Below are 25,495 nucleotides of genomic sequence, written 5' to 3'. Positions count from 1 at the left end.
GATCAGGTCTCCGGCTGGGATACAAATGCTCCCTTAGTCGGAGATGTTTTGATGTCGTGCCTGCCCGGCCTCCCGGTTCGCAAGACACCGGTCATCAAGCCGTCGTTAACGGTCTTTCGTCCGGCGCGCCAGCCTTCATAGAAAATTTTCCCGCAGGAGACATCATGTGCTGGTTTTGACGTTCCGGGATTATTGTTTTGGATTTCGCAAGCGCCGCTCCGTCCGTCGTCAAATCGATCAGGCAGCGTGATCTCCTGAACACGTGGCTGCGACTTTATGCGCGCCAGCAGATCGCGCCGGCGGTCTGGGAATATCAGCCTGCGCGGCTCGAGGAAGAGCTGTTCGATCTCATCTATTATACGGTGGACGTTTCGACGCCGGCGCCGCGCCTCACCATCCAGAGCGAAAACACGCGCATCTCCCGCGCCTATGGACATACCGGCAAGGGCGTTCTGCTCGACGATTATCTCGGGCCGCGGCTCGCCCCCTTCGTGATGCCGGTTTACTATGAATGCGTGGCACGCGGGCTGCCCGTCTACAGCGTTGCCGATGTCGACGACATCTACGGACGCATCGTCGCGTATGAACGGCTGCTGCTACCTTTCCAGACGGGCGGCCAAGTCTGCCACGTCATCGCCTCGGTCAAGACCTTCTGCGAGGACGGCGGCTTCGAGATCAAGAATCTGATGCGCGGAAATGACGCGCTGCCGCGCCCGAAACTGCGCGCCGTGATCGATCGCGATCTCTTCCATCGCGCGCCTGGCCGCATCGCGACGGCCGACGTCGTCGAGTTCGCGGACCAGCCGGCTCCCGGCGTCACCAACGAGATCATCGAGCTGAACTAGACTCTAACGCGTCCTGGCTCCGACTTCCTTGGCATAGATGTCCGGCTTGAAGCCGACCAGCAGCTTGCCGCCGATCTCCAACACCGGCCGCTTGATCATCGATGGTTGCGCTAGCATCAGCGCCAGCGCCTTCTTCTCGGTGACGCCTTCCTTGTCGGAATCGGGCAGCTTCTTGAACGTCGTGCCGGCGCGATTGAGCAGACTCTCCCAGCCGACCTTGTCGCTCCAGTGCTTGAGCTTGTCCTTGTCTACGCCCGCTGTCTTGTAGTCGTGAAATTCATATGCGACGCCATGGGAGTCGAGCCAGGCGCGCGCCTTCTTCATGGTGTCGCAGTTCTTGATGCCGTAGATGGTGTTGGGCAAGATGTTCCTCGCGCATGGCGTACGTGATGTTCGCAGCGTTGTACGAAACTCCGCCTCGCGCGACAATATTGCGAACGACGCCAACTCGCCGAACGGACATCCCATGCACGTCACCCACGATCCCGCAGCCGCCGCCACGCCGACCATCGACTTCAACAGCTTCCTCGCGGTCGATATCCGCGTCGGCACCATCGTCGATGCGAAACCGTTTCCAGAGGCGCGCAAGCCGGCCTTTCGGCTGTGGATCGACTTCGGCCCGGTGATCGGCGTGCGCAAGAGCTCGGCGCAGATCACCGAGAACCATCCGCTCGAGACGCTGGTGGGACAACAGGTCGCGGCCGTCGTCAATTTCCCGCCGCGCCAGATCGGACCCGTCATCTCCGAGGTGCTGACGCTCGGCTTCCCCGATGCCGACGGCAAGGTCGTGCTGGTGCAGCCGAGCAAGCCGGTGCCGAACGGAGGACGGCTGTTCTAGCCGCGTGCGATCGAGCGCAGCGTCGCCCCTGTCGAGGCATTCGCAACCACATCCTCCTCCTTCTTCCCGGCCCCGCGGACTTGACCAAAATCCCCCTCTGCAATAAAAATGACTGACTGATCGTTTTTTATATCAATCCGCTTGGTGCAGGATCGACCGGAACCGACGGTAAAGTGATCGACCTGTCAGTTATTTAAGGACGGCGAGATGCCCAAGATCAGCGACAAGCAGCGCGAAAGTCGGCGGCAGCAAATTCTCGAAGCTGCCCTCGCCTGCTTCTCCGAAGACGGTTTTCACCAGACCGGCATGGCCGACATCGTGAAACGCTCCGGACTGAGCCACGGCGCGGTTTATCTCTACTTCCAGAGCAAGGACGATCTGATCGAGGCACTCGCCGACGACCGGCATCGGCGCGAAGCCGTGCTCAATTCGGTCGCGCAAGGATCCGGCGATCCGATCGAAGGGCTTCACGCGCTGATCCGCGTCTACGCGCAATGGCTGACCGACCCCGCCGGCGAACCGCGCCGCCGTGTCGGCATCCACGGCTGGGCCGAAGCCCTGCGCAACCGCCGCGTCCGCACCAGCGTCGTCGAAGGCATCGACATGCCGCGCGCGCTGATCGTGGCGCTGGTCGAGCGCGGCCAGCATGACGGCCTGATCAGGCGCGACCTCGGTGCCGAAGCGATCGCACGCGTGCTGATCGCGATCTTCCAGGGTTTTGTGCTGCAAAAATGCTGGGGCGAGGATTTCGACGTCGAGGCCTGCATGGCGGCGGTGGCCGGGGTGATCGACGGCTGTCGCACGACCAGGCCTGACATCAAGCGGCGAACCAGGACGTAAGCGATGTCAGGAATCCACGACCTGCTCGCTGGCGCCGGCGTCGGCCTGGTCAGCGGATTGACGTCGGGCTTGATGGGAACGAGCCCGGGTGGCGGGCTCGTGATCTTCAGCGTGCTGCTGTTTGGGGCCGAACAACACGTCGCGCAGGGCACCTCGCTGATCACCCAGATTCCGCCGACGGGCCTCGCCGGCGCGCGCCGCTATTGGCGGAGCGGCAATCGCAGCCCCTGGCCGTGGATCGTCTGGATCGGCATCGGATTTCTCGTCGGCGGTGCCGGCGGCGGTTACGCCGCGGCGGCGGTTTCCGACCGGGTCTTGCAATGGACTTATGTCATCTATCTCGCCGCGCTGATCGCCCTGCTGATCCTGCGCCGCGATCGCAAGGACGGCGGCCGTGAGGCCGACGACCAGGACCAGCAGCCCCGGCTACCCCTGCTGCTCATCGGCCTGCTCGCCGGATTTTCCTCCGGCTTCATGGGCATCGGCGGGGGCCTGGCCATCACGGTCGGCCTTGCTGCGGGCCTGCGCGTGCCGCAGCATCAGGCGCAGCTCGTCAGCCTCGTTTTCTCGGTCATCCCGACCAACCTGCCGGCGGCCTGGATCTAGCAAGGGCCTGATGGTCGGCTGGCCGGCCATCACAGGTATTCTGGCCGGCCTCTGGATCGGCACGGATCTCGGCGCACGCATGGCCAACGGCGTCAGCAGATCGGTGCTGCGCCGGGTCATGATCGCCTTCGTCTCGCTGATGGCGCTCTACATGACGTACAAGGCGCTGACCTGATCTTACGGCCGCTGCGGAATGTTCAGCCCCCGCTGCACCGCCGGACGCGCGAGGCCCCGTTCGAGCCAGGCACCGACCGATTTGAACTGGGTGAATTCGACGAGCTCGCCGGCACCGTAGAAGCCGATGAGATTGCGCACCCAGCCGAGCATGGAGATGTCGGCAATGGTGTAGTCGTCATCCATGAACCATTGCCGTCCCGAAAGATGCGTCTCCATCACGCCGAGCAGGCGCTTGGCTTCGGCGACGTATCGGTCACGGGGCCGCTTGTCCTCAAAATCCTTGCCGGCGAATTTGTGGAAGAAGCCGACCTGGCCGAACATCGGCCCGATGCCGCCCATCTGGAAGTGCACCCACTGGATGGTCTGGTAGCGGCGCGCGGCATCCTCCGGCAGAAGCTTGCCGGTCTTCTCGGCGAGGTATTGCAGGATCGCCCCGGACTCGAACAGCGGCAGCGGCCTGCCTCCGGGACCGTTGGGGTCGAGGATCGCCGGGATCTTGCCATTCGGATTGAGCGAGAGAAATTCAGTCGTCTTCTGGTCGTCCTTGCCGAAATCGACGAGATGGACCTCGTAGGGAAGTCCGATCTCCTCCAGCATGATCGAGACCTTGACGCCGTTCGGCGTCGGCAGCGAATAGAGCTGGAGCAACTCGGGATGTTTGGCCGGCCAGCGTTTGGTTACGGGAAAGGCGGACAGATCAGACATCGGGACTCCAGCTTCGCTCATGCGATGCCGCCTAATCTAGGCGAGCGGACGAACGACGCAAGGTCGAGCGGTCACATCATTTCCCGCACGGGGATGAGGTCACAAGGGTCGCAGCAAATGACTGGTGGCGTAAATCACATCGCGCTGGGCGCGCTGCTTGATGAAGAGCTGTCCGGTGACGAGCAACGCGCTGGTGAAGACGAGCGCAAGCATTGCGGTCGCGAATTGACTGACATCCCTCATCGCACGAGCTTCTCTGTCATCGGTCCACACGGGGAACGCGGACCCGCCATCGACAGTTCCTGCATAGGTCAAATAAATTGCCATTTTTTCCCGATTTCCATCTCATGGGCTGGCAGCCTCAATAATTGATCTCCATACGCAGTCCGCGCGGATCGGTCTCCTCCCCGCCGACACGTTGCGTGCTGTCGCGCGCCGCGATGGCGCAGGCACAGGCGTCGATGAGATCGTCGCGGCCGATGCCGGTGCCATGTCGTTGCGCCAGCCATTTCGGCAAGCGCGTAAAGCCGCGTTGCGCGAGCAGCGCGACGCGCTGCTCGCGGCCGAGCGCGGATGCCTTCTTCGCAAGCCGGACTCGCCCTGCGAGATTCCAGAACACCAATTCCGGATGCGCTTCGCCGGTCGTTGCCTGCCGCGCCGGAGTCATGATCTCGTCGACCTCCCTGATCTTGTCCCTGATATTCCAGAGCTGCGCTGACACGCCCCTGCCCTTGCCTTCTTGCGCCCAGTAGTAACGGTTGGCCTCGGCCATGTCGGTGAACGTCCAGAGATCGCGTCGCGCACCGAGAAACACGGCGGGGCCAATCAGCTCGCGCGCTCGCAGGTCGCACAGGCGATAGCCGGCCGGATTCAATCCGATCGGCATGTCGATCATCGCACGCACATGCGGCAACGCGAGCAAACGCGTCAGGCCCGGCGAGTAGTCGAAGCCATGATCGCCGCGCTCGCCGATCCAGGCCGCGACCCAGCCGAAACGAAATCCGTCGATGCCGAGATAGTTATTCACGCGCGCGACGCCGCCGCTGCCGAAGTTCGTTCACCCCAAGCTGCCACCTCGATGTTGCAGGAACAGCGCTCACGTTTCATCTCGTCAGATATTCGCGCATCAGGGCGCGAGCGCGGTGCAGCCGGGCCTTTACGGTCTGCCGGGACGCGCCGAGCGCGACGGCGATTTCCTCGATGGTCATTTCCTTGACGTCGCGCATCAGCGCGACGTCGCGATAATGCGGCGGCAGTGCCTCGAAGGCCGCAGCCACGTCGAGTCGCAGATCGGCTTCAGGGCGCGTCAGCAGCAGCGCTTCCGCCTCGCTCTCATCGATAGGCCGCGCGAGGCCTGCTTTGCGCGCCAACCGCAGGCATTCGCGGCGGACCACGCTGAACAGCCAGGCCGAAAACGCCAGCAGCGAGCGGATCGTGCCGACGTGGCGGAACAGGATCCACAGCGCCTCCTGCGCCGCATCCTCGGCATCCGCCGAGCTGCGGCAGGTCGCGCGGGCGTAGCGGCGGATATCCGGCTGCGCCGTCTCGAGCAGCGAGGCGATCGCGTGGGGATCGCCGAGCCGCGCCGCTTCGAACAGGTTCGGCGAGATCGCCGCCGCACTCACGACACCCCTCCTCGCCCGATCCCCGCCATCGCGCACATCGGGCAATAGCCGACAAGGCCGGTCAGCGCGAAGCCGGCGCCACCCAGCGCGACCAGCCACGCCGTCGGGCCGGCCAGATAAACGGATGCCGCAACCACCACCGCGACGCCCGAGGCGATCCGCACCGCCTGGTGCAAGCCGCCGATGTTCTTCCTGTAAAATGCCATCGCATCCTCCGAGTTGAGCCGAGGCAAATTGCCTCGACCATCAAGAGGGCGCGCCGGCCGGAAAGGATTCGCGGGGCGCGTATTTTTTCGCGGGTCAGCCTCCGACGGCCTGATAGGCCAGGCGCTTGAACTCGAAGAAGAACGGATTCCAGAAGCCCATGTAACGTTGGGCCATCAGGACCCCCGCGGTATTGGCCCGCGGACAGATCCACCAATGCGTGCCGGCAAGCCCGCCCCACTGGAATTCACCAGTGGAGTTCGGCGGATCAAACGGCGTCGGCGCGAAGGTGACGGCGCCGCCGAGGCCAAAGCCCTTGCCGGGGATCGGGCCGAGATTGGCGAAGCGGATGGTCTGCCCTGCCGGGAGCTGGTTCGTCATCATCTGCCGCAGCGTCTCCGGCTTCAGCAGCGCATCCGAACCGGGCAGCAGCGCGCGGACCAGCGCGAGCATGTCGGGCAGGGTCGAGACCAGACCGCCGCCGCCCGAGAGCCGCGGGAACGGCCGCCGATAGGCTTGCGGAAACGGCAGATTGTCGGCCCGCGTGAGGCCGGGCTTCATGGGGTCGAGCACGTCGGCGCCATTGTAGAGCGCAACCAGCCTGCCCTGCTGCGCATCCGGAACATGGAAGCTGGTATCGGTCATGCCGAGCGGGTCGAAGATGCGCGCCTTCAGAAAAGCGTCGAGCGGCTTGCCGGAGACGACCTCCACGACACGGCCGAGCACGTCGGTGGCGACCGAATATTCCCAGCTCGTGCCGGGATGATAAGACAGCGGCAGATCGGCGAGTTGGTCGATCATGTCGGCGAGTGGTGTCAGCGGATTGAGTACGCGCGCCTCGTTGTAGGCCTTGAACAGCACCGTGCCGGGATCGAAGATGCCGTAGCTGAGGCCGGAGGTGTGGGTCAGGAGCTGGCGGATCGTGATCGAATTCTTCGCCGGCTCGACATCGGCAAGGCTCGAGGCGCCCGGCTTCAGCACCTTGCGACCGGCGAGCTGCGGCAGGAATGTCTCGATCGGGTCATCGAGGCCGATGCGGCCTTCCTCAACCAGCAGCATGATCGCGCAAGTGACGAAGATCTTGGTGTTGGAGAACGCGCGGAAGATATGGTCGGGACGAAGCGCGGTCTTTGCTTCGCGGTCGGCAAAACCGACGCATTGCTGGTCGACCACCTCGCCCCCGCGCAGCACGGCCCAGGATGCGCCCGGAATGATCTCCTGATCGACGTAGCGCTGCATCGCCGTCCGTGCGGCGGAAAAATCGGTCGTTCTGGCGTCCATGTACTTCCCCCAAATTGTGGTTGGGACGGATATAGCGAAAATCGGGAGGAAATGAAGGGCGCCCCCGAGGGCGCCTATTCTTCCCTCATGAACGCTGTGACGTGCAGGCAACGGCGGATGCGCATGCCCTGTCGCTGGTACAGCGCGATCGCCGACGCGTTGCTCGAAAACACGTGGAGGAACGGAATTTCCCCGCGCGCCTCGATCCCGCGCGCGACGGCCGCAAGCAGCGCTTGCGCATAGCCGCGCCCGCGATAGTCGGGATGCACGCACACGGCCGTCACCTCGGTGAACTTGCCCGGCTTCATGCGCTCGCCGGTCATCGCGACCAATTGTCCCCCGGCGCGAATGCCGAGGAACGTACCAAGCTCATGGGTGCGCCGCGCGAACGGACCGGGCTTCGTCAGCTCCGTCAATGCCATCATGGCAGGGACGTCGTCGGCCCCCAGAGTGACGATCTCGGCATCGCGGAGCGGACTGACCGCGGGCGAGCCGATCATCTGCTCGCAAGGCCCGGCGATCACGACCTTGAAACCGGCGGGGACGTCAACCGGATCCGGCGTGAACAATGCTGCGACCTGCGAACCCGACAGCAGATCGCGCAGCGCGGCAAAGCTTGCCGCGGACATGTCGACCATGTCGGCAAACGGCGTCATGTCGACGGGATAGCGCAACGCCCGCGGCCCGCCCTCGGCCAGATGCTTGTGGCTGGTCGTCAGCGCGCTCCAGATCGGACGATCGAGCAGCGCCTCATCGCTGTCGGACACCGGTCTAGTCCTTGTCGAAGCTGACGATGACAGCTGCATTGGCGATGAGGATGGGATCGTTGGCCACTTCGGTCGCCGAGGGAATCTCCAGCCCGCCCTTGACCGCGGTGACGGTCACGGTGCCGTAAGGAAGCTCCTTGGCCACAGCCTCCTTGTCGACGGCTTCCGGATTGGGTACCGCGATCGTGACGTCGACGAACATGTCGTTCGCGGTCTTGCCGATCATCCGGAAGAAGCCGAGGCTCGAGTGCCTGATGGCATCCGACACCGCGCGCTTGGCCGCCTTGGTGGCGTCCCTGCCGTGGACATCGACGCCCATACCCATCTCGGTGACGCAGCGAACACGAGTCATTTTGTTGTCCTGTGCTTGTTCGGTATTTGGGAGTGTGGGTGATCGAGTCTCTCCAGACAAGCCCCTCTCGTGTCCCGGACGCGCTGCAACGCTTTTGCGTTGCTGCGCAGAGCCGGGACCCAGGAGGCGGCGAAGGTGGCTGACGCATGGGCCCCGGCTCTGCAACGCAACGCTGAAGAAGCGCTGCGCTGCGTCCGGGGCACGAGACCAAACATCACCCCTTTGCCTTCTCATGGGCGCGCAGCTCGTCCGCGAGCACCCGCACGTTCTCCGAATAGTCGATCGGGATCACGACCAGATGCACGCCGCCCTCTTTGAAAGCGGCGTCCAGCGTCGGGCCAAAGCTGTCGATGCTCTCGACCCGATGCCCCTTCGCTCCATAAGCCTTCGCGTAGAGGACAAAATCGGGATTGCCGAAGGTCATGCCGTAATCGGCGAAATGATCGACGGCCTGCTTCCAGCGGATCATGCCGTAGGCGTTATCCTCCAGCACCAGCACGACGAGGTTGAGCTTGAGGCGAACGGCGGTCTCCATCTCCTGGCTGTTCATCATGAAGCCGCCGTCGCCCGCGACCGCGAGCACGCGGCGATCGGGATAGAGCATCGCGGCCATCATCGCCGACGGCAGACCTGCGCCCATGGTCGCCAGCGCATTGTCGAGCAGCAGCGTGTTGGCGACGCGGGTGCGGTAGTTGCGCGCGAACCAGATCTTGTACATGCCGTTGTCGAGCGCGACGATGCCGTTCTCCGGGATCACCTGCCGGATGTCGTGCACGATCCGCTGCGGCGTCGGCGGCCAGCGCGCCTCGGTGGCGCGGTCGGCGATGTGGCCGAGAATCTTCTCGCGCAGCGGCAGCAGCGACGCGGCTTGCGGCAGCTTGCCTTCGAGCCGGTCGGCGAGCAGCTCCAGGCTGGGGCCGACGTCGCCAATGACCTCCGCGTCGGGAAAATAGACCAGCTCCACACTGGCCGACGTGTAGCTGACGTGAATGACCTTCGGGCCTGACGGCCCCATGATGAAGGGCGGCTTCTCGATCGGGTCGTGACCGATCGCAATGATCAGGTCGGCGGCATCGATCGCGTCATGAACGTAGTCGCGTTCGGACAGCGCGGCGGTCCCCATGTAGAGATTGGTACCGCCGGGCACGGTGCCCTTGCCCATCTGCGTGGTGAAGAACGGAATGCCGGTCCGCCGCACGAAGCTGGCGATACCGTGGGTCGCGCGCGGCCGGCTGGTCGCGGCGCCCATCATGACCAGCGGATGTCTCGCCGACAGAATCATCTCGGCGGCGCGGTCGAGCGCGGTGCGATGAGCGACCGGGATTTCGATCGGATGGACCGGGATCACGGGAACATCAGGCACTTCGTCACCCGCGATGTCCTCGGGCAATTCGAGATGCACCGGCCCCGGCCGCTCCTCCATGGCGACGCGAAAGGCATCGCGCACCACGGTCGGAATGCTGGAGGCGCTGACGATCTGCCGCGACAGCTTCGTCAATGGCTTCATGGTCGCGACCACGTCCACGATCTGGAAGCGCGCTTGTCGGCTGCTCATGATCGGCTTCTGGCCGGTGATCAGGATCATCGGCATCGCGCCGAGATGCGCATAGGCGGCCCCCGTTGACAGATTGAGCGCGCCGGGCCCGAGCGTCGAGAGGCAAACGCCGGGCTTGCCGGTCAACCGCCCATGCGTGGCGGCCATGAAGGCGGCGGCCTGCTCGTGACGGGTCAGGACCAGCTCGATCTTGGAGGTGCGGAGCGATTCCACGAGATCGAGATTCTCTTCGCCGGGAACGCCGAAGATGCGATCGACACCTTCGTTCTCGAGCGCCGCGACAAACAGGTCCGATCCCTTCACCTTGCGCTCCTGTCCGCTCATGTCGCCTCCGCTTGTGCTCGCTGCCGTGTTCCACGGCAGTTGGCACATGGTAGCGGCCTGCGGCGCCGGCACAACTCACAAAGGGCGGCACACGGCATCAACTTCGCCCTTGCCGTGCGAACCAAGCGAAACAATCGAGCGTCTCTCCGCGAGGCCGTCAGCATGCACGTTGCAAGCCGCGCGCAACCTGCTATCGCTCCGGCAATGACACCCAAATCCTTCGAAACCCGCTGCCTGGGCCTGCCCGCCGTCACCAAGGTGGTGCAATGGGAGGGCACCTCCGTCTTCAAGGTCGGCGGCAAGATGTTCGCGCTCGGCGGCGGCTTTGCCGCGCGCTCCGGCGGCTACATGTTCAAGACCGCGAACATGGCCTACGCCATGCTGATCGAGCACGGCCTGGCCCGGCCTGCGCCGTATTTGGCGCGCGCCAAATGGGTGCAACTCGTCAGCAACAACGCCTTACCCGATGCCGAGCTCATCCTGTATCTGGCGCAGGCGCACGCGCTGATCGCGGCAAAGCTGACGCGGAAGACACGCAAGGAACTCGGGCTCGCCTCACCGGAGCGATCATGACCATTCCCGCGTGCAGCACAGGGATCGCTCGCGGCGACATTGAGCTTTCATTGTTCCCCGTTATACTGCCGCTTCTGGATTCGATTTAGGGCATCGGCGTGGCGATTGATCTGAAGGCGGTCGAGCAACTCGCTACCGATCAATCCTCACTCAAGGCCGCCGCCGGCCTCGCCAAGCCCGCCAAATGGTCCGGTGTCGGCATGAGCCGTGATGCCGCGCTGATCTGGGTGAATGCGCGGGCTCCGGCGCTAATCCGTACCGCGTGATGGCCGATCTGCGCGACCTCGGCAACAAGTGCACCTGCCCCTCGCGCAAATTCCCCTGCAAGCATGTGCTCGGCCTGTTGTGGCTGAATGCAGAAGCGGTGGTGCCGTTCACGCCCGCCGACACGCCGGCCTGGGTCAGCGATTGGCTCGGCCGCAGGCGCGGCCCGTCCGCGGCAAAGCCTGCAACCAATGCGCCGCCCGGCGGCGACAAGGATCTGGGTGCCGCGCGCGCCGCCGAGCCTGAGGTCGCAGACGACCCGAAGGACGTGGCGCGGCGCGAGGCCCAGTTAGCCAAACGTAACGAAGAGACCGAGCGCGCCATTTTCGATGCGCTGGATGCGCTCGATCAATGGATCGGCGACCAGCTTCGCATGGGATTGTCAGGCTTCATCGATGATGCCACGGCGCGATGCCGGCGGATCGCGGCGCGGCTTGTCGATGGCAAGGCCGCGGTGCTCGCCGGCCGGATCGACGAGCTGCCGTCCCGCCTCCTCGCGCTCTCCGCAGGCGACCGTCCGCGCGGCGCCGTGGTCGAGCTCGGCAAGCTCGTTCTGCTCGCGCGCGCCTTCCGCGCCACCCCGCGCAATACCGCGATCCGGCGCGCGGTCGCCGCATCGGAGACGCGCGAGGCGGTGCTGGCCGATCCAGATGCGCTACGGGTCGATGCGGATTGGGAGGTGCTTGCCGAGCAGGTGCAGACGCGCCGTGACGGGTTGGTGTCACAGACGACATGGCTGCTCAACCTCGCCGCGGCCGGCCCACGCTTCGCAATGCTGCTCGATTTTTTCCCGGCAAGCGCGGGAAGGCGCGGTTCGGTCTTCACGCCCGGCGAGCGCTTTCATGGCGAGCTCGTCTTCTATCCGTCGGCGCGGCCGCTTCGCGCCCTGCTCGTCCGGCGCGACGCCACGCACGAGATGCCGCCGCCGGCATGGCCCGCGCCGGATGACACACTCTCCGACGCGTTGACGCGACCGTTGCTGGCAGAGCCCTGGGTGATCGATATTCCGCTGCTGCTGCCGCAGGGGCGCATCGCGCGCGACGCTGCCGGACACACATGGTGGCGATCGGCCGATGGCCTCGCGACGCTGCCGGTGGCCTCCGAGGTCAATGGCATTCTGTGCGGCACCGATCTCGCGCGCACCGCCGCGATCTGGTCGGGCAATCGGCTCGCGATCCTCGCCGCGCAGACCCCTTGGGGGCGGATCGGCGGCCATGACTGAGGCAACCAGGGCCGAGACGATCCTTGATGCGATGGGCGCGGTCCTCACGCGCTGGACCATGGGATCCGCGGCCGCGCCCGCAGCCACGTTCTGGCGTACCGAGCTCGGCGACGATCCCGCCGAAGCGGAATTGCGGCTGCTTGCGCTTTCGGGCCAGTTCCTCGGCACATCGGTGACGATGGAGCCGGCTTCAGTGCTCCGCGTCCTGCCCGATATCCCGACGCTTGCACTGCCGACGGTGCCCGAAGAGCTGCGTCCGCTCGTGCGCCGGATCCTCGCGGCGAAGAAACAGGCGCAGGCGGCAACCGAACTCGTCCATTTCCTGGCGGCGCGCGGCTGGACAACGCATCCGGCCGACTGGATGCCGGCAGCCGACGATGACGACGCGCCGGACGTCTATGCCAGCTGGCGCGACTGGGCGGCGCTTGCAGACTCCGACAGCGCCGCCCGGCAAACCAACGACAGCCTCACCGCCGAGAACTGGGACGATTTCTGGCCCGCTGCGCGCAAGGCGGCACTGACCGAACTCAGGCGGCGCGACTCGTCCGCCGCACGCGCGGTGCTCGAGGCCAAGCTCGCGAGCGAGACTGCCGACGCACGCTTGCGCCTGCTGTTGCTGCTGTCGGAGCGGCTTTCCGACGACGACATCCCTTTTCTCGAACGCATCGCGGCCGACGATCGCGCCCCCAAGGTCAAGGCGCTTGCGGCCTCGCTGCTCGCGCGTCTTGGCCGAAGCCCTGCGGCCGGCGAGGACGTCGCCGAACTTGCCGGCTTCTTTTCGGTCAAGACCAAGGGGCTGCTACGCCGCTCGCGCGTGGTCCAGGCCGAACCACTCAAGACGCCGGCGCAAGTGCAACGCCGCAAGGCCCTGTTCGACGGCGCCGACCTCGTTTCGTTTTCCGGCGCGCTGGGGCTTGCGCCGCAGGAGCTAATCGCCGCCTGGGACTGGAACGTGGACCACGCCGCCGACATGTCATTGATCAACCTGATCGTCGCGACCGGGACGGATGCGCTGGTCGCGCAAGCGGCGGATGCCGTCGGTGAACGTGATGCCACTGGCCTCGTTGCCGCGCTCGCGCCACGCCTTGCGCCCGCCGAACGCACAGGGCATGCCGAGGCGGCGCTGCGCACCCACGGCATCAGCTTCGAACTGGCCCGACAACTCGCAGGCGCAGCGGCACGGCTGGACGATCCGCTCTCCGCGCCCGCCGGCAAGACCCTGCTCGCCGCGCTTCATCGCGATGACGCGAGGCCCGGCGATCAGGTCCCGGAGCTTCACGCGCTCGGCCTTCTCGCCTCGCGAGACGGCGCGCGACAATCACTGCAACGACTGACGGCTGCGGGCCTCCTGCAAGGAGACCCGCGCCTCGACATGCTGCGGCTCAACGCCGCGTTGGACGACAATGGAGCGAAACCATGAGCGAGAAACTGCGCTTGCCCGCCGAGGACAGCTATGCCGCCGAGTTGAAGGCGCTTGCCGCGGGCGACGGGCATCGTCCGCCGGGCTGGGCGCTCTCGCCGCGGCAAGTGGTGACCTACCTCATGGGCGGAAAGGCTGCCGACGGGAGCGTGATCACGCCGAAATATGTCGGAGACAAGCGGCTGATCGAGACCGCCGTCGCGACACTTGCGACCGATCGCGCCTTGTTGCTGCTGGGCGTGCCCGGCACCGCCAAATCGTGGGTCTCCGAGCACCTCGCCGCGGGCATCACCGGCGACTCCACACTCGTGATCCAGTGCACGGCCGGGACCGACGAGAACCAGATCCGCTACGGCTGGAACTATGCCCAATTGCTCGCGCACGGGCCGAGCCGCGAAGCGCTGGTCCCTACGCCGCTGATGCGTGCGATGGAGGGCGGCAAGCTCTGCCGTTTCGAGGAACTGACGCGGATGGGCAGCGACGTGCAGGACACGCTGATCACGGTGCTGTCGGAAAAGTTGATGCCGGTTCCTGAGCTCAACACTGCCGTCTATGCCCAGCGCGGCTTCAACATCATCGCCACCGCGAACAACCGCGACAAGGGCGTCAACGAATTGTCGTCCGCGCTCAAGCGCCGCTTCAACGTCGTCGTGCTGCCCCTGCCCGACAGCGCCGAGGAGGAAGTGGCGATCATCGTCAAGCGTGTCGGCGAGATGGCTGAGAATCTCGATTTGCCGGCACCGAAGAACGTCGCCGACGAGGTCGCGCGCGTCGTTTCCATCTTCCGTGAGCTGCGCTCGGGCTCGACTGAGGACGGCAAGATCGCGCTGAAGTCGCCCTCGGGCGGGCTGTCGACAGCCGAAGCGATCGCGGTGATGATCGGCGGCATCAGCCAGGCGACCTTCTTCAACGACGGCAAGCTGACGCCGGAAACACTCGCCAGCAACATGATCGGCGCCGTCGTGAAGGATCCGGTGCAGGATACGGCCGTGCTCGGCGAGTATCTCGAGACCGTGCTGAAGAAGCGGCGTGGCTTCGAAGGCTACTATGCTTCGCTGACCGACCGGATCTGACAGCGCGGCGCGAGCGATGGCAGACCAGGTCTCCCTCTTCGGCATCCGGCATCACGGTCCCGGCTCCGCGCGGCGGCTGGTGGAAGCGCTCGACGCGCTGAAGCCGGTCGCGGTGCTGATCGAGGGCCCGGCGGATGCATCGGAGCTACTACCGATGCTCGCCGATCCCGACATGGTGACGCCGGTGGCGCTGCTCACCTACGCCGAGGACAATCCGGCCAACGCCAGCTTCTTCCCCTTCGCCGACTATTCGCCGGAATACCAGGCCGCACGCTGGGCGGTGCGCCACGGCGCGACCCTGCGCTTCATCGACCTGCCGGCATCGGACCGGCTGGGTGCCACCGACGGCGACATTGCGGAGGAGATTGCTGCAAGGGCGGAGGCCGATCCAGTCAGCCACGACCCGATCGGGGCGCTCGCCACCGCCGCAGGCTATGACGACGGCGAGTCCTGGTGGTCCGACGTCATCGAGGAAAACCCTGCAACGGGCCCGATCTTCGCCGCCGTTGCCGATGCGATGACGGCGCTGCGCGCAGACGAGAAATCGCTATCGGCCCGCGAGGCCGCGCGCGAGGCGCATATGCGGATCGAGATCGCGAAGGCAGCAAAGGACCACGATGGCGCCATCGCGGTCGTCTGCGGCGCCTGGCACGTGCCGGCACTCGCCGAGCGTCGCAGCCTTGCTGCGGATCGCGAATTGCTCAAGGGCCGGCCGAAGACGAAGATCAAGGCGACCTGGGCGCCCTGGACCGCGCCGCGTCTGGCGCGCGCGAGCGGCTATGGCGCGGGCGTGGTGGCGCCGGGATGGTGCGCTCATGTCTGGGACACGCGCGAGCGCGATCGTGCCGCGGAGTGGCTTGCCAAGGCGACCCGCGTGCTGCGCGATCGCGGCCATTTCGTCTCGACCGCCTCGGTCATCGAGGCGCAGCGGCTGGGCACGGCGCTTGCGGCGCTGCGCGGCCGCCCCGCGCCGGGTTTCGCGGAGCTGCGCGAGGCGGCGATCGCCTGCCTCTGCAACGGCGAACGCGCCATGTGGGACGACATTTCGGCCGAGCTGCTGATCGGCGCAGGTGTCGGCGCGATTCCAGCGACAACACCGCTTGCGCCGCTGCTCGAAGATCTCCAGCGGCAGCAGAAGGCCACGCGTCTCAAGCCGGAGGCGCTCGATCGACCGCTGACGCTCGATCTGCGCAGCGAAAGCGGGCTGATGCGCTCCACGCTGCTGCACCGGCTGAACGCGCTCGACGTGCCCTGGGGACGGTTGACCGATGCGGGCCGCAGCCGCGGTACCTTTCGCGAGAACTGGCAGTTGCGCTGGGAGCCGGAATTCGCAGTCAGACTCGTGGAGAATCTGCTCTACGGTTCGACCATCGCTGAAGCTGCCGGCGGACGCCTGATCGAATCGATGGGCAAGGAAGCCGAGCTTGCTCCGCTCGCGACGCTGGTGCGCAACGCCATGATCGCCGACCTGTCCCGTGCCACTGCGTTCGGCATCGCGGCGCTGGAGACCAAGGCGGCGCTGACCAGCGACGGGCAGTCTCTGCTCGGTGCGCTGCCGCCAATGGCCGACATCCTGCGCTATGGCGAGGCGCGCGCCGGCACGGTCGAGCATCTGGCGGCGCTGATGCCGCGCATCGTGGTGCAGGCCGCACTCGCCTTGCCTTATGCGGCGCGCAATCTGGACGGTCCCGCCGCGGCCAGGCTGCGCGGCGCGCTGCTCGCGGCCGACGCCGCGATCCAGCTTGCCCAGATCGAGCCCGAAATCGTAGCCAGCTGGCGCGATGCACTGAGCGCGCTGCTGAACGATGATCAGGCGACCCGGTTGATCGCCGGCACCGCGGCCCGGCTGCTCTACGAGGCCGAGCTCTTGACCGCCCATCACGCGGCAGACCTGCTGACGCGGATGCTCTCGCCCGGCACACCCGTGGCGGAAGCCGCCGGCTTCTTTGAAGGCTTCTTCGAGGGCGCCGGCCAGCGGCTGATCCACGATGCAACGCTGCGCGGCGCCGTCGACGGCTGGTTGATGACGCTGGACGAGGACGCCTTCACCGCGAGCCTGCCGCTGTTCCGCCGCGTCTTCTCGGCGCTGGACCGAACCGAGCGCAGGCGATTGATGGACGCGCTGTTCGCGCGCAGCACCGATGCCGCCAAAGGGTATCGGCTGCTCGCCGGCGCAGGCGAGATCTGGCCCGCGCATCAGGCCCGCGTGCTCGAACTTCTCACCTCGGGAGCTGCGCGATGAGCGAAGCCGATGAACGCAGCCGCCGCTGGACGCTCGCCCTCGGCGTCGACGCGGAAGGCGCCGAGAACGGCCCCGCCCTGTCCGCCAGCGATCGCCGCATGTCCGAGGCGCTGACGGCGCTCTATGGCGACGGCGACGAGGCGCCGAGGAAGGGCCGCGGCGGGCTCGGCGGCTCGGCGCCGCGCGTCGCAAAATGGCTCGGCGACATCAGGGAGTTCTTCCCCGCGCCCGTGGTGCAGGTGATCCAGAAAGATGCCTTCGAGCGCAAGGGCCTGCGCCAGATGCTGCTCGAGCCTGAATTCCTTGCGACCGTCGAGGCGGATGTGAGCCTGATCGCCGATCTCGTCGCACTGCGCGGCGTGATGCCGGAGAAGACCAAGGACACCGCCCGCATCGTCATCGCCAAGGTGGTGGCCGAGCTGATGGAACGGCTCGAGCGGCGCACCGCGGACGCGGTCCGCGGCGCCTTGAACCGCTCGCTGCGCACCCATCGCCCGCGCTTTGCCGACATCGACTGGCCGCGCACCATCAAGGCCAATCTGCGCCACTACCAGGCCGAGCACCGCACCGTGGTGCCCGAACGGCTGATCGGCTTCCTGCGCCAGCAGCGTCGCATCGTCGATCTCGAAGAGGTTACTCTGTGCGTCGACCAGTCGGGGTCGATGGCAACCTCCGTCGTCTATGCCTCGATCTTCGCGGCGGTGATGGCCTCGCTGCCGGTGGTCACAACCAAGCTCGTCTGTTTCGACACTGCGATCGTCGACCTCACCGAGGAGCTCGCCGATCCCGTCGAGGTGCTGTTCGGCGTCCAGCTCGGCGGCGGCACCGACATCAACCGCGCCGTCGCCTATTGCGAGGAACGCATCGAACGGCCGGCGAAAGCGCATCTGATCCTGATCACCGACCTCTATGAGGGCGGCGATGCGGACGCGCTGGTCGACCGGCTGGCGCGGCTCGCGACGCGCGGCATCAACGTGATCGTGCTGCTGGCGCTGACCGACACCGGCCATCCCTCTTACAATCCCGCGCTGTCTGCGAAGGTCGCAAGTCTCGGCATTCCCGTGTTCGCCTGCACGCCGGATCAGTTCCCGGATCTGATGGCAACCGCCCTGAAGCGCGAGGATGTTGCCGGATGGGCCGCCGACCAGGACATCAAGCTGATCCGGCCGGAAACCTAGCATCCAGCCCGATCAGCTCCCGCCCGATTGACAGACCACGATATCTGACTAAAGTCAGACATCATGCTCGACCCCGTTTCCCGCGTCCGCCGCTTCAACCGTGCCGTCACCTCCGCCGTCGGCGCGCTCGATACCTCATTTCTCGGGCGCGGCCGCCCGCTCGGCGCGGCGCGTGTGCTCAATGCGATCGGGCACGGGCGTTCGGACGTGGCCGAGATCCGCGATTATCTCGGCCTCGATTCCGGTTTGATGAGCCGGCTGCTGCGCAGCCTGGAAGAGGACGGCCTGGTCGAGACCGCCGCGCATGAGGACGATGCCCGCCGCCGGGTCGCGACATTGACGCGTGCGGGCCGGCGCGAGTTCGCAGCCTATGAGGCGCTGTCGAACACGCAAGCCGAGGGCTTGCTCGCGCAGCATTCGCAGGCCGAGACGCTGCTGGCGGCGATGGACCTGATCGCGTCCGCATTGACGCGCGAGCGTGTTGCGCTGGAGGAGATGGATCCGCAAAGCGAGCAAGCGCGTTACTGCCTCGGCGAGTATTATGCCGAGCTCGGCCGCCGCTTCAAGCAGGGCTTCGACGTTTCGCTGTCGCGCGACCCCGACGCCAAGGACATGCGCCGCCCGCGCGGCAGCTTCATCGTCGCGATGTCGGACACGCTGCCGATCGGCTGCGTCGGCCTGAAGGGAACCGATCACGGCTATGCCGAGATCAAGCGGCTGTGGGTCGCGCCCGCCGCGCGCGGATTGCGGCTCGGCCGGCGCCTGATGGACGGGGCCGAGAGCGCCGCGCGCGAACTCGGCATCACGCTGCTGCGGCTCGACACCAACAGCGCGCTGCCCGAGGCCGGCCAGCTCTACCGCACGACGGGCTGGCGCGGGATCCCGCGCTACAATGACGACCCCTACCCGGACCTGTTTTTCGAGAAGCGCATCTGATGCGGATGGGTATCGTCACCTCGTCCGCGTCGGCCGCACGACGATCTCGTTGACGTCGACGTCATCGGGCTGCTCGATGGCGAAGCGCACCGCGCGGGCGATGGCGTCTGGCTGAAGCGCAATCGCCCGATACGCCTTCATCGCCTCGGCGGCCACGGGATCGGTGATAGTGCCGGCAAGCTCGCTTTCGACCACGCCGGGATGGATGCAGGTGACGCGGATATTGTCGTGCTCCTGGCGCAGGCCATCCGAGATCGCCCGCACCGCATATTTCGTGGCGCAGTAGACGGCTGCCGTCGGCGACACGCTCAGCGCACCGATCGAGGCGATGTTGACGATTTGGCCGGAGCCGCGCGCCACCATCTCCGGCAGCACGGCGGCGATGCCGTAGAGCACGCCCTTGATGTTGACGTCGACCATCCGGTCCCACTCCTCGACCTTGAGCGAGGCCATCAGCGACAGCGGCATCACGCCGGCATTGTTGACGATGACGTCGACGCGGCCCCAGACCCCGCGCGCTGCGTCGGCAAAGGCGGCAACGCTGGCGCGGTCGGTGACGTCGAGTGGATGCGCGAGCACCGTTCCGCCCCGCCCGTTCAACTCGGCCGCAAGCGCATTCAGACGGTCGGTGCGCCGCGCGCCGAGCAGAATCTTCGCGCCGGCCGCGGCCAGCTCGCGGGCAATGCCGGCGCCGATACCGCTGGAGGCGCCGGTGATGAGAATGACTTTGTCGATTGGCATGAGGGTTCTTCCCGTTGCTTTCGGAGTGATTGCGGGAAGATGGACCGGCGCCATCGCTGTGATAAGACGACGATCCCTAACCACACTGACAAGCTACGCTAACCGATGGAACCAGACCTCAACGCCCTCGCCGTCTTTGCGCTGGTCGCCGAAGAGCGGAATTTCCGCGCCGCCGCCGACCGTCTCGGCGTAACCCGCTCGGCGGTGAGCCAGACAATCCGGCGGCTGGAGGAAACGCTCGGCATCGCGCTGGTCCAGCGCACCACCCGCAGCGTCAGCCTGACCGAAGCCGGCGAGCGGCTGCATGCGGAGGTCGCGCCTGCGATCGCGGACATGCGCGCCGCGCTCGACGGCACCGAGGCACTACGCGGGCGGCCGCGCGGTTTGCTACGCCTCGCCGTCTCCTCGATCGCCGAGCATTTTCTCTCGGGGCGCTTTCTTGCGGACTTCGCCGACGCGAACCCGGAGGTGCAGCTCGACATCACCGTGACGGATGCGGAATTCGACATCGTCGCCGCCGGCTATGACGCCGGCGTCCGCCTTGGCGAGGTCATCGAGCAGGACATGATTGCGGTGCCGATCGCCGGAGAGGAACGCCAGCTCGCCGTCTGCGCGCCGGATTTCCGCGACCGCTTCGGCGTGCCCTCGCATCCGTCCGAGCTTGCGTCCTTTCGCTGTATCGGCTGGCGTCCGGCGCCGAACGTTGTCCCCTATCGCTGGGAGTTTGCCGACGGCGGCAAGGAGTTCAGCGTCGCGGTCGCGCCCGAGATCACGACCAACGACATGGCGCTGATGATCAAGCTGGCGGTGGCCGGCGCCGGCATCACGTTCGGCATGGAGGCGAGCTTTCGCCCCGCGATCGCGCGCGGCGAGCTGGTGCCGATCCTGGAGGACTATTGCCCCTGCTTCGCCGGATTCTATCTCTACTACCCGAGCCGCCGCAACGTCGCACCGAAGCTGCGCGCGCTGATCGAGCATCTGCGGCGGCGCGCGTGAACCGGAAGGAGCCGGTATGGAGAAAGAAGAGCTCGCCGGCATCTACCGTGCCTACATCGCCTGCCTGAACCGGCAGGATTGGCCGGCGCTCGGCCAGTTCGTGCATGATGAGGTCGCCCGCAATGCCCGTCCGCTCGGCCTGTCCGGCTACCGCGCGATGCTGGAGCAGGATTTTCGGGAGATACCCGACCTGCAATTCCACATCGAGATGCTCATCATCGATCCACCGCGCGTCGCGGCACGACTGAAGTTCGATTGCACGCCGGTCGGGACGTTCCTTGGGCTTGCCGTCAACGGAAGGCGCGTGTCGTTTTGCGAGAACGTGTTCTACGAATTCGGCAACGACAAGATCCGGCAGGTCTGGTCGGTGATCGACAAGACCGCGATCGAGGCGCAGCTCTGACCTTGCGCCTCGATGTCGAACCTACGCCGCCGCCGGCGCCACCTCGCCTTGCGGCTTCGCAAACGGCCTGAAATTCATCGCCATCAGGAAGGCACCCAAGCCCATCGCCCAGGAAGCGATGTAGAGCCAGGCGTAGCTGGAGAAGGCGTCGTAGATCAGGCCGCCGGCGAGCGGGCCCGTCGCCATGCCGAGGCTGCCGGCCATCGCCGTGCCGCCGATCACCGTGCCCATCATCCGCAGCGGAAAGTTCTCGCGTATCAGCACGGCGTAGAGCGGCATGGTGCCGGCATAGATGAAGCCGAACACCGCGCCGACGGCGTAGAAGGTCGCGAGCTGATGGGCGAAGACGTAGGCGAGCGCGCCGAACGCCTGGAGCAGCAGCCCTGAGACCAGCACGCGCTTGGCCCCGAAACGGTCGCCCATCAGGCCGAAGGCGATGCGCCCGCCGAGACCGGCAAAACCCTCGATGCTGTAGATCGTCACCGCCGCGACCAGCGGGATGCCGCAGCTCACGGCATAGCTGACGGTGTGGATGATTGGACCGGAATGGGTGGCGCAGCAGAAGAAATTGGTCGCGAGCAGGATGAGGAATTGCGGCGAGCGCAGCGCCTCGCCCATCGACATCTCGCTCTGCGCGGCCCCCTCGCCCGTTGGTGCGACCGCCGCATTGGCGAGCGCTGGCGGGCGGCGCACCAGGAACGAGACTGGGATCATGATGGCGCCGACGACGAGCGCGATGATCTGCATCGAGGTGCGCCAGTCATGGTTCGAGACGAGCCAGGCCGCGAGCGGCGCCATCGTCATCGGCGCCACGCCCATGCCGGCCGACACCAGCGACACGGCAAGGCTGCGATGGGTATCGAACCAGCCAGTCACGGTCGCCATCATCGGCGCGAAGATCGCCGCACAGGAGGCGCCGACCAGAAGGCCGAACACGAGCTGGAACACGATCAGGGAGGTCGCATGGCTCGCCGTGAACAGGCTGAGCGCCAGTACCGTCGATCCCGTCAGCACCACCGGCAGCGGCCCGAACCGGTCGGACAGTGTGCCCCAGACCATGCTGGTGCAGGCCATCGCCAGAAAGCCGATCGTCATCGCGCTGGAGATGCCGGTCACGGACCAGCCGGTGTCCTTGGCGATCGGCTGCAGGAACACCGGCAGCGAAAACATGCCGCCGATCGCGACGCAGCCGAGCAGGCCGCCGGCGGCGACGATCACCCAGCGATAGTTGGAAGAAGTCATTTCGGTCTCCCGTCAGGTCTGTCTCACGTGGAAGACGAATGGGAACTGCGCCGGCCGACATGGCTCACCTCATTTTTGCCGCACGGGTTCGTGACCAGCCAACAAAAGAGTCGAAAACAACCCCATGCACAGTAGCCGGGCGCTGCCGGATCAAGGACTTACGAGGCCTGCGATTTGCGGAATGACGCGCGATTTGACCTGTCAGGCAAAACACCGGCACGATGGCATCATCCCGCCGAACTTGATCTCATCACCATCGAACGTCTGCCACCGACAGACGACAAGATGCGTTGCCGGAGGCGCCCGTCTCACAGCGCCGCGCCACGGCGCCACGTGCCGACGGTGAGCCAGACCGCCGAGACCAGGAAGTACAGCGCGCCGACCGCAGCGTAGCCCGCGACGTTCGCGATCGACGGGATTGCGGGCATCGTAGCCTGAAAGATAAAGAAGCCGCCCGCCAGCGCCGACTGGCCACCACTGAGCACCATCGCCCATTGCGCGCCGTAGCTCCTCCAGCGCCGGACCGCCGTTCCGAGTTGAAGCAATCCGGCAAGGATCGCCCACGCGCCGAAGATCCCGAGCACCCAGTTCATGCTCACCCGCAAGGCCAGGATGACCGCGATGGTGGTCGCCAGGCTGACCAGCACGTTCAGTGCCTGGGTGCGGTTCTGGTTCAATCCGCCGCTGCAGAGCGCGTCAAGATAGTTCGCCGCGGCGTCCCATGCCGGATAGGCGATCAGCAACGTTGCCGCGATCACCGCAGATGACGGCGCGATGGCGAAGGCCGCAATGACCCAGGCGAGGGAAAACGCGGCGCGTAGGAAATAGTATTGCTTCAGCCATTGCGCGCGGTCGAACGTATCCGAAGTCATCTCAAGATCTTTCATTTTCTCTTCCTTACCTACTAGTTGGTAGTTTTCTTGCGAAACCAGATCGCCTCGCCATTCAGATCGATTGCAACAGTGCGGATTGCGTCAGTGCCTGGGGGAAAGCCGATCCAGCAACGGCCGGGCGATGACCCCAAACATCTTTGGATCGCCATAGGCCCGCGCCGACAACATCGCGCCGTGAACGGTCGCCATGAACCCTTCAGCCTCGACCCGGGCCGTGCCGGAGAGCTGAAGCCGCCCCTGCCGCTTGCCGCGCTCCATCACCGATGTCAGCCACGACGCCAGCGAGCGGAAGTGAGCCCGGACCTCGAGCGCGACCTCCTCAGGCAGGATCGGAAGCTCGCTGGCGAGCAGCGCGCAAACGCAGAACGGAGCCGTCGCGTCCTTGATGCACGCTTCCCAATACGCGACATAGCTCCTGAGCTGCTCGCCCGGGTCGGGGACGTTTCGCTCCATGGCCGCCAGCCCAGCCTGGGCCTCCTCGCGATATCGCGACACGAGGGTGCGGACCAGATCGACCTTGCTGGCGAAATGGTGGTGGATGCTCGGTTTGCGGATGCCGACGATCTCGGCCACATCGGCGTAACTGAAGCCGTTGTAGCCGCCTGCAATGATCAGCGTGCGGGCGCAGTCCAGAATGTCGTCGGCGGTCGAGGAAATCTTGGTCATGGCAGGTTAACTACCTTCCAGTTGGTAGGCCGTCAAGAACGGCGTGCTTCAACCCTCCGTGAGTGGTAGGAGCCCTGCATGACCATCCGCCCCATCGTCCGTTACCCCGATCGCCGGCTCACGATGCCGGCACGCACCGTCACCGCATTCGACGACGGCCTGCGCGAGCTTGCAGCGGATCTGCTCGACACCATGCGCGCCGCGCCCGGCATCGGCATCACCGCGCCGCATGTCGGCGTGCCGCTGCGCGTCGTCGTGCTGGAGCTCGATGCCAAGGACGGCCCCCTCACCTACGTCAATCCGGTCATTGAATGGACGTCACCCGAGATGATCCTGCACCGCGAGGGCAGCGTCTCGATGCCCGGCGTCAATGACGAGGTACAGCGCCACGCCCGGGTGCGGATCAGCTATTGGGATCTCGACGGCAAATTGCAGAGCGAGGAGTCCGAAGCCTTGCGCGCCGTCTGCCATCAGCACGAGATCGACCAGCTCGACGGCATGTTCTGGATCCAGCGGCTGTCGCGGCTGAAGCGCGAGCGGCTGGTGAAGAAGTTCGAGAAGATGTCGCGGAATATGTAGTACGGGTTGGCCGCGACTGCGCTTCGCGCAGCCGCGGGCATAATCCACCTTAGGCAATCATTTCAGCGGCAAAAACAAATCCGCGACCGTCTCGTGCTCGGGCACTTCCGGGAAGAAGCTCAGCCGTTGGCAATAGATCGGGAAGTCACGTGCCTCCTCGCCGCTGGCCGGAAGCCAGTCGCGATAGAGATAGAGCGCGGCGGGCTCCAGATTGTCGGTGTAGCCGACGATTCGCAGCACGGCGCAGCGTCCGCCGGGGATCTCGCCGGCCTTGATCTCTTCGCCATTCGCCTCGATCGACTGCTCGGCGCCGACACAAAGGTCCACGCTGTAATCGGCAGGCGATGAAGGACGCCGCTCGGAACGCCAGACATTGAAAGTCGGACTTGTCCGGGGATGCAGGCCGGCTGTCTTGCGCCAGGCGATGAAGCGCTGGATGGTGGCGCCAAGCGTCGCCGGGTCGCCCCGATGCTCCATGATCGCCACTTTCGTGGTGGGCACATCGCGGATCGTCACGTCGTCACTGCTAAACGTCTTCATGAGCTTGTTCCTCGCGTTATCGAGAGGCCCGAAGGCCGCAAGCCACGGCTCCCAGTCGGGAGACTTCCGGAACGACGACGGCGATTGCCCGAACCGTTGCCGAAAGGCGCGGGCGAAGGCGTCAGGCGTAGCGTAACCGGCATCCATCGCGATGTCGGTGACGCCAAGGGCGTTACCGTAGGCCAGCTGATGTGAAGCGCGCTTCATGCGGGCCAACTGGACATAGCGATGCACTGACAACCCGAAGGTCGCGGTGAATTGCCGGTGGAAATGAAACTTCGAGAACGCGGCAACAGCGCTTAACCCGTCGAGGGCCAGATCATCGTCGAGATGCCGATCGATATGATCCAGCACCCGTCGCATCCGGTCCTGATAGTTTTGCAGCGCCGCCTTCATCGTCCCTCCTCC

The 25,495-nt window shown here is 65.8% G+C and carries 29 protein-coding genes and 1 pseudogene; 15 read left to right on the top strand and 15 right to left on the bottom strand.

The window, feature by feature from the left end:
- Positions 1-197: 197 nt before the first annotated feature.
- The gene (locus XH81_RS35815) at positions 198-845 is read left to right on the top strand and encodes a hypothetical protein (RefSeq protein ID WP_049801661.1); all 648 of its coding nucleotides are present in this window, start codon (positions 198-200) and stop codon (positions 843-845) included.
- Positions 846-848: 3 nt separating this feature from the next.
- Here XH81_RS35815 and XH81_RS35810 read toward each other — a convergent pair whose 3' ends face one another.
- Complete coding sequence (locus XH81_RS35810) at positions 849-1,208, bottom strand: ArsC family reductase (protein ID WP_028145068.1); 360 nt, start codon at positions 1,206-1,208, stop codon at positions 849-851.
- A gap of 103 nt (positions 1,209-1,311) precedes the next feature.
- Between XH81_RS35810 and XH81_RS35805 the strand changes: the two genes are divergently transcribed.
- From XH81_RS35805 to XH81_RS35795, 3 genes and pseudogenes are all read left to right on the top strand, one after another.
- Positions 1,312-1,683: a tRNA-binding protein gene (locus XH81_RS35805; RefSeq protein WP_028145069.1), complete on the top strand. Its 372-nt coding sequence runs from the start codon at positions 1,312-1,314 to the stop codon at positions 1,681-1,683.
- Between the two features lie 207 nt (positions 1,684-1,890).
- Positions 1,891-2,523, top strand: a complete 633-nt coding sequence (locus XH81_RS35800; protein ID WP_028145070.1) for a TetR/AcrR family transcriptional regulator — start codon at positions 1,891-1,893, stop codon at positions 2,521-2,523.
- A 3-nt stretch (positions 2,524-2,526) separates the two neighbouring features.
- Positions 2,527-3,304: pseudogene (locus tag XH81_RS35795) on the top strand (sulfite exporter TauE/SafE family protein).
- Between the two features lie 2 nt (positions 3,305-3,306).
- On the opposite strand, the gene XH81_RS35790 reads toward XH81_RS35795, so the two are convergent.
- The 9 genes from XH81_RS35790 to XH81_RS35750 form a co-directional block, all read right to left on the bottom strand.
- Positions 3,307-4,011 (bottom strand): glutathione S-transferase family protein, encoded by a 705-nt coding sequence (locus XH81_RS35790; protein WP_028145072.1) that lies wholly within the window; start codon positions 4,009-4,011, stop codon positions 3,307-3,309.
- Positions 4,012-4,110: 99 nt separating this feature from the next.
- Positions 4,111-4,338, bottom strand: a complete 228-nt coding sequence (locus XH81_RS35785; RefSeq protein ID WP_049801662.1) for a hypothetical protein — start codon at positions 4,336-4,338, stop codon at positions 4,111-4,113.
- A gap of 34 nt (positions 4,339-4,372) precedes the next feature.
- The gene (locus tag XH81_RS35780; RefSeq protein WP_028145073.1) at positions 4,373-5,038 is read right to left on the bottom strand and encodes a DUF429 domain-containing protein; all 666 of its coding nucleotides are present in this window, start codon (positions 5,036-5,038) and stop codon (positions 4,373-4,375) included.
- 76 nt (positions 5,039-5,114) lie between these two features.
- The gene (locus XH81_RS35775) at positions 5,115-5,636 is read right to left on the bottom strand and encodes an RNA polymerase sigma factor (RefSeq protein WP_028145074.1); all 522 of its coding nucleotides are present in this window, start codon (positions 5,634-5,636) and stop codon (positions 5,115-5,117) included.
- Positions 5,633-5,842, bottom strand: a complete 210-nt coding sequence (locus XH81_RS35770; RefSeq protein WP_028145075.1) for a YgaP family membrane protein — start codon at positions 5,840-5,842, stop codon at positions 5,633-5,635. Before XH81_RS35770 ends, XH81_RS35775 begins: the two co-directional genes overlap by 4 nt.
- A gap of 94 nt (positions 5,843-5,936) precedes the next feature.
- Positions 5,937-7,121, bottom strand: coding sequence for a serine hydrolase domain-containing protein (locus XH81_RS35765; protein WP_028145076.1), 1,185 nt, complete (start codon positions 7,119-7,121; stop codon positions 5,937-5,939).
- Positions 7,122-7,195: 74 nt separating this feature from the next.
- Entirely contained in the window at positions 7,196-7,888 is a 693-nt protein-coding gene (locus tag XH81_RS35760) for a GNAT family N-acetyltransferase (RefSeq protein ID WP_028145077.1), read from the bottom strand.
- A 4-nt stretch (positions 7,889-7,892) separates the two neighbouring features.
- Entirely contained in the window at positions 7,893-8,240 is a 348-nt protein-coding gene (locus tag XH81_RS35755; protein WP_026201886.1) for a Lin0512 family protein, read from the bottom strand.
- A gap of 214 nt (positions 8,241-8,454) precedes the next feature.
- Complete coding sequence (locus XH81_RS35750) at positions 8,455-10,119, bottom strand: acetolactate synthase large subunit (protein ID WP_028145078.1); 1,665 nt, start codon at positions 10,117-10,119, stop codon at positions 8,455-8,457.
- Between the two features lie 204 nt (positions 10,120-10,323).
- On the opposite strand from XH81_RS35750, the gene XH81_RS35745 reads away from it, so the two are divergent.
- From XH81_RS35745 to XH81_RS35710, 8 genes are all read left to right on the top strand, one after another.
- Positions 10,324-10,692: an MmcQ/YjbR family DNA-binding protein gene (locus XH81_RS35745; RefSeq protein WP_028145079.1), complete on the top strand. Its 369-nt coding sequence runs from the start codon at positions 10,324-10,326 to the stop codon at positions 10,690-10,692.
- 98 nt (positions 10,693-10,790) lie between these two features.
- Positions 10,791-10,958: a hypothetical protein gene (locus XH81_RS35740; RefSeq protein ID WP_271596804.1), complete on the top strand. Its 168-nt coding sequence runs from the start codon at positions 10,791-10,793 to the stop codon at positions 10,956-10,958.
- Complete coding sequence (locus tag XH81_RS35735; RefSeq protein ID WP_244439106.1) at positions 10,958-12,178, top strand: SWIM zinc finger family protein; 1,221 nt, start codon at positions 10,958-10,960, stop codon at positions 12,176-12,178. Before XH81_RS35740 ends, XH81_RS35735 begins: the two co-directional genes overlap by 1 nt.
- A complete protein-coding gene (locus tag XH81_RS35730; protein WP_028145080.1) occupies positions 12,171-13,598 on the top strand; it encodes a DUF5691 domain-containing protein in 1,428 nt (475 codons plus the stop codon). The genes XH81_RS35735 and XH81_RS35730 overlap by 8 nt, the downstream gene beginning before the upstream one ends.
- Complete coding sequence (locus XH81_RS35725) at positions 13,595-14,671, top strand: ATP-binding protein (RefSeq protein ID WP_028145081.1); 1,077 nt, start codon at positions 13,595-13,597, stop codon at positions 14,669-14,671. Before XH81_RS35730 ends, XH81_RS35725 begins: the two co-directional genes overlap by 4 nt.
- 16 nt (positions 14,672-14,687) lie before the next feature.
- Positions 14,688-16,913 carry a DUF5682 family protein gene (locus tag XH81_RS35720; protein WP_028145082.1) on the top strand — a complete coding sequence of 742 codons (2,226 nt, stop codon included), beginning with the start codon at positions 14,688-14,690 and terminating at the stop codon, positions 16,911-16,913.
- Positions 16,910-18,091, top strand: coding sequence for a VWA domain-containing protein (locus tag XH81_RS35715; RefSeq protein WP_028145083.1), 1,182 nt, complete (start codon positions 16,910-16,912; stop codon positions 18,089-18,091). Before XH81_RS35720 ends, XH81_RS35715 begins: the two co-directional genes overlap by 4 nt.
- 63 nt (positions 18,092-18,154) lie before the next feature.
- Positions 18,155-19,027: a helix-turn-helix domain-containing GNAT family N-acetyltransferase gene (locus XH81_RS35710; RefSeq protein ID WP_028145084.1), complete on the top strand. Its 873-nt coding sequence runs from the start codon at positions 18,155-18,157 to the stop codon at positions 19,025-19,027.
- 15 nt (positions 19,028-19,042) lie between these two features.
- Here XH81_RS35710 and XH81_RS35705 read toward each other — a convergent pair whose 3' ends face one another.
- Positions 19,043-19,768 (bottom strand): SDR family oxidoreductase, encoded by a 726-nt coding sequence (locus XH81_RS35705; protein WP_028145085.1) that lies wholly within the window; start codon positions 19,766-19,768, stop codon positions 19,043-19,045.
- Between the two features lie 105 nt (positions 19,769-19,873).
- On the opposite strand from XH81_RS35705, the gene XH81_RS35700 reads away from it, so the two are divergent.
- Both XH81_RS35700 and XH81_RS35695 read left to right on the top strand, forming a co-directional pair.
- Positions 19,874-20,764, top strand: a complete 891-nt coding sequence (locus XH81_RS35700; protein WP_028145086.1) for a LysR family transcriptional regulator — start codon at positions 19,874-19,876, stop codon at positions 20,762-20,764.
- Between the two features lie 16 nt (positions 20,765-20,780).
- Entirely contained in the window at positions 20,781-21,167 is a 387-nt protein-coding gene (locus tag XH81_RS35695) for an ester cyclase (RefSeq protein WP_028145087.1), read from the top strand.
- Positions 21,168-21,188: 21 nt separating this feature from the next.
- Here XH81_RS35695 and XH81_RS35690 read toward each other — a convergent pair whose 3' ends face one another.
- From XH81_RS35690 to XH81_RS35680, 3 genes are all read right to left on the bottom strand, one after another.
- Positions 21,189-22,409, bottom strand: coding sequence for an MFS transporter (locus tag XH81_RS35690; protein ID WP_028145088.1), 1,221 nt, complete (start codon positions 22,407-22,409; stop codon positions 21,189-21,191).
- Positions 22,410-22,717: 308 nt separating this feature from the next.
- On the bottom strand, positions 22,718-23,296 hold the full coding sequence (locus XH81_RS35685) for a hypothetical protein (RefSeq protein ID WP_028145089.1): 579 nt from the start codon (positions 23,294-23,296) through the stop codon (positions 22,718-22,720).
- An 87-nt stretch (positions 23,297-23,383) separates the two neighbouring features.
- Positions 23,384-23,968 (bottom strand): TetR/AcrR family transcriptional regulator, encoded by a 585-nt coding sequence (locus tag XH81_RS35680; RefSeq protein WP_028145090.1) that lies wholly within the window; start codon positions 23,966-23,968, stop codon positions 23,384-23,386.
- 78 nt (positions 23,969-24,046) lie between these two features.
- Here XH81_RS35680 and XH81_RS35675 point away from each other — a divergent pair, with 78 nt between their 5' ends.
- Entirely contained in the window at positions 24,047-24,547 is a 501-nt protein-coding gene (locus XH81_RS35675) for a peptide deformylase (RefSeq protein WP_028145091.1), read from the top strand.
- A 57-nt stretch (positions 24,548-24,604) separates the two neighbouring features.
- On the opposite strand, the gene XH81_RS35670 is transcribed toward XH81_RS35675, so the two are convergent.
- A complete protein-coding gene (locus XH81_RS35670; RefSeq protein WP_028145092.1) occupies positions 24,605-25,483 on the bottom strand; it encodes an AraC family transcriptional regulator in 879 nt (292 codons plus the stop codon).
- Positions 25,484-25,495 lie beyond the last annotated feature (12 nt).

This window comes from Bradyrhizobium sp. CCBAU 25360 (assembly GCF_028128695.1).
GTDB classification, from domain to species: domain Bacteria; phylum Pseudomonadota; class Alphaproteobacteria; order Rhizobiales; family Xanthobacteraceae; genus Bradyrhizobium; species Bradyrhizobium ottawaense.
The sequence above is the reverse complement of the archived record's forward strand: the minus strand, read 5'-3'. Positions and strand labels throughout refer to the sequence as shown.

Bases quoted from the DNA above. Each gene is read 5' to 3' on its own strand.
- XH81_RS35805 (WP_028145069.1), top strand. From the start codon at position 1,312: ATGCACGTCACCCACGATCCCGCAGCCGCCGCCACGCCGACCATCGAC.
- XH81_RS35800 (WP_028145070.1), top strand. From the start codon at position 1,891: ATGCCCAAGATCAGCGACAAGCAGCGCGAAAGTCGGCGGCAGCAAATT.
- XH81_RS35790 (WP_028145072.1), bottom strand. From the start codon at position 4,011: ATGTCTGATCTGTCCGCCTTTCCCGTAACCAAACGCTGGCCGGCCAAA.
- XH81_RS35785 (WP_049801662.1), bottom strand. From the start codon at position 4,338: ATGGCAATTTATTTGACCTATGCAGGAACTGTCGATGGCGGGTCCGCG.
- XH81_RS35770 (WP_028145075.1), bottom strand. From the start codon at position 5,842: ATGGCATTTTACAGGAAGAACATCGGCGGCTTGCACCAGGCGGTGCGG.
- XH81_RS35765 (WP_028145076.1), bottom strand. From the start codon at position 7,121: ATGGACGCCAGAACGACCGATTTTTCCGCCGCACGGACGGCGATGCAG.
- XH81_RS35755 (WP_026201886.1), bottom strand. From the start codon at position 8,240: ATGACTCGTGTTCGCTGCGTCACCGAGATGGGTATGGGCGTCGATGTC.
- XH81_RS35750 (WP_028145078.1), bottom strand. From the start codon at position 10,119: ATGAGCGGACAGGAGCGCAAGGTGAAGGGATCGGACCTGTTTGTCGCG.
- XH81_RS35745 (WP_028145079.1), top strand. From the start codon at position 10,324: ATGACACCCAAATCCTTCGAAACCCGCTGCCTGGGCCTGCCCGCCGTC.
- XH81_RS35735 (WP_244439106.1), top strand. From the start codon at position 10,958: ATGGCCGATCTGCGCGACCTCGGCAACAAGTGCACCTGCCCCTCGCGC.
- XH81_RS35730 (WP_028145080.1), top strand. From the start codon at position 12,171: ATGACTGAGGCAACCAGGGCCGAGACGATCCTTGATGCGATGGGCGCG.
- XH81_RS35725 (WP_028145081.1), top strand. From the start codon at position 13,595: ATGAGCGAGAAACTGCGCTTGCCCGCCGAGGACAGCTATGCCGCCGAG.
- XH81_RS35720 (WP_028145082.1), top strand. From the start codon at position 14,688: ATGGCAGACCAGGTCTCCCTCTTCGGCATCCGGCATCACGGTCCCGGC.
- XH81_RS35715 (WP_028145083.1), top strand. From the start codon at position 16,910: ATGAGCGAAGCCGATGAACGCAGCCGCCGCTGGACGCTCGCCCTCGGC.
- XH81_RS35710 (WP_028145084.1), top strand. From the start codon at position 18,155: ATGCTCGACCCCGTTTCCCGCGTCCGCCGCTTCAACCGTGCCGTCACC.
- XH81_RS35705 (WP_028145085.1), bottom strand. From the start codon at position 19,768: ATGCCAATCGACAAAGTCATTCTCATCACCGGCGCCTCCAGCGGTATC.
- XH81_RS35700 (WP_028145086.1), top strand. From the start codon at position 19,874: ATGGAACCAGACCTCAACGCCCTCGCCGTCTTTGCGCTGGTCGCCGAA.
- XH81_RS35695 (WP_028145087.1), top strand. From the start codon at position 20,781: ATGGAGAAAGAAGAGCTCGCCGGCATCTACCGTGCCTACATCGCCTGC.
- XH81_RS35690 (WP_028145088.1), bottom strand. From the start codon at position 22,409: ATGACTTCTTCCAACTATCGCTGGGTGATCGTCGCCGCCGGCGGCCTG.
- XH81_RS35685 (WP_028145089.1), bottom strand. From the start codon at position 23,296: ATGAAAGATCTTGAGATGACTTCGGATACGTTCGACCGCGCGCAATGG.
- XH81_RS35680 (WP_028145090.1), bottom strand. From the start codon at position 23,968: ATGACCAAGATTTCCTCGACCGCCGACGACATTCTGGACTGCGCCCGC.
- XH81_RS35675 (WP_028145091.1), top strand. From the start codon at position 24,047: ATGACCATCCGCCCCATCGTCCGTTACCCCGATCGCCGGCTCACGATG.
- XH81_RS35670 (WP_028145092.1), bottom strand. From the start codon at position 25,483: ATGAAGGCGGCGCTGCAAAACTATCAGGACCGGATGCGACGGGTGCTG.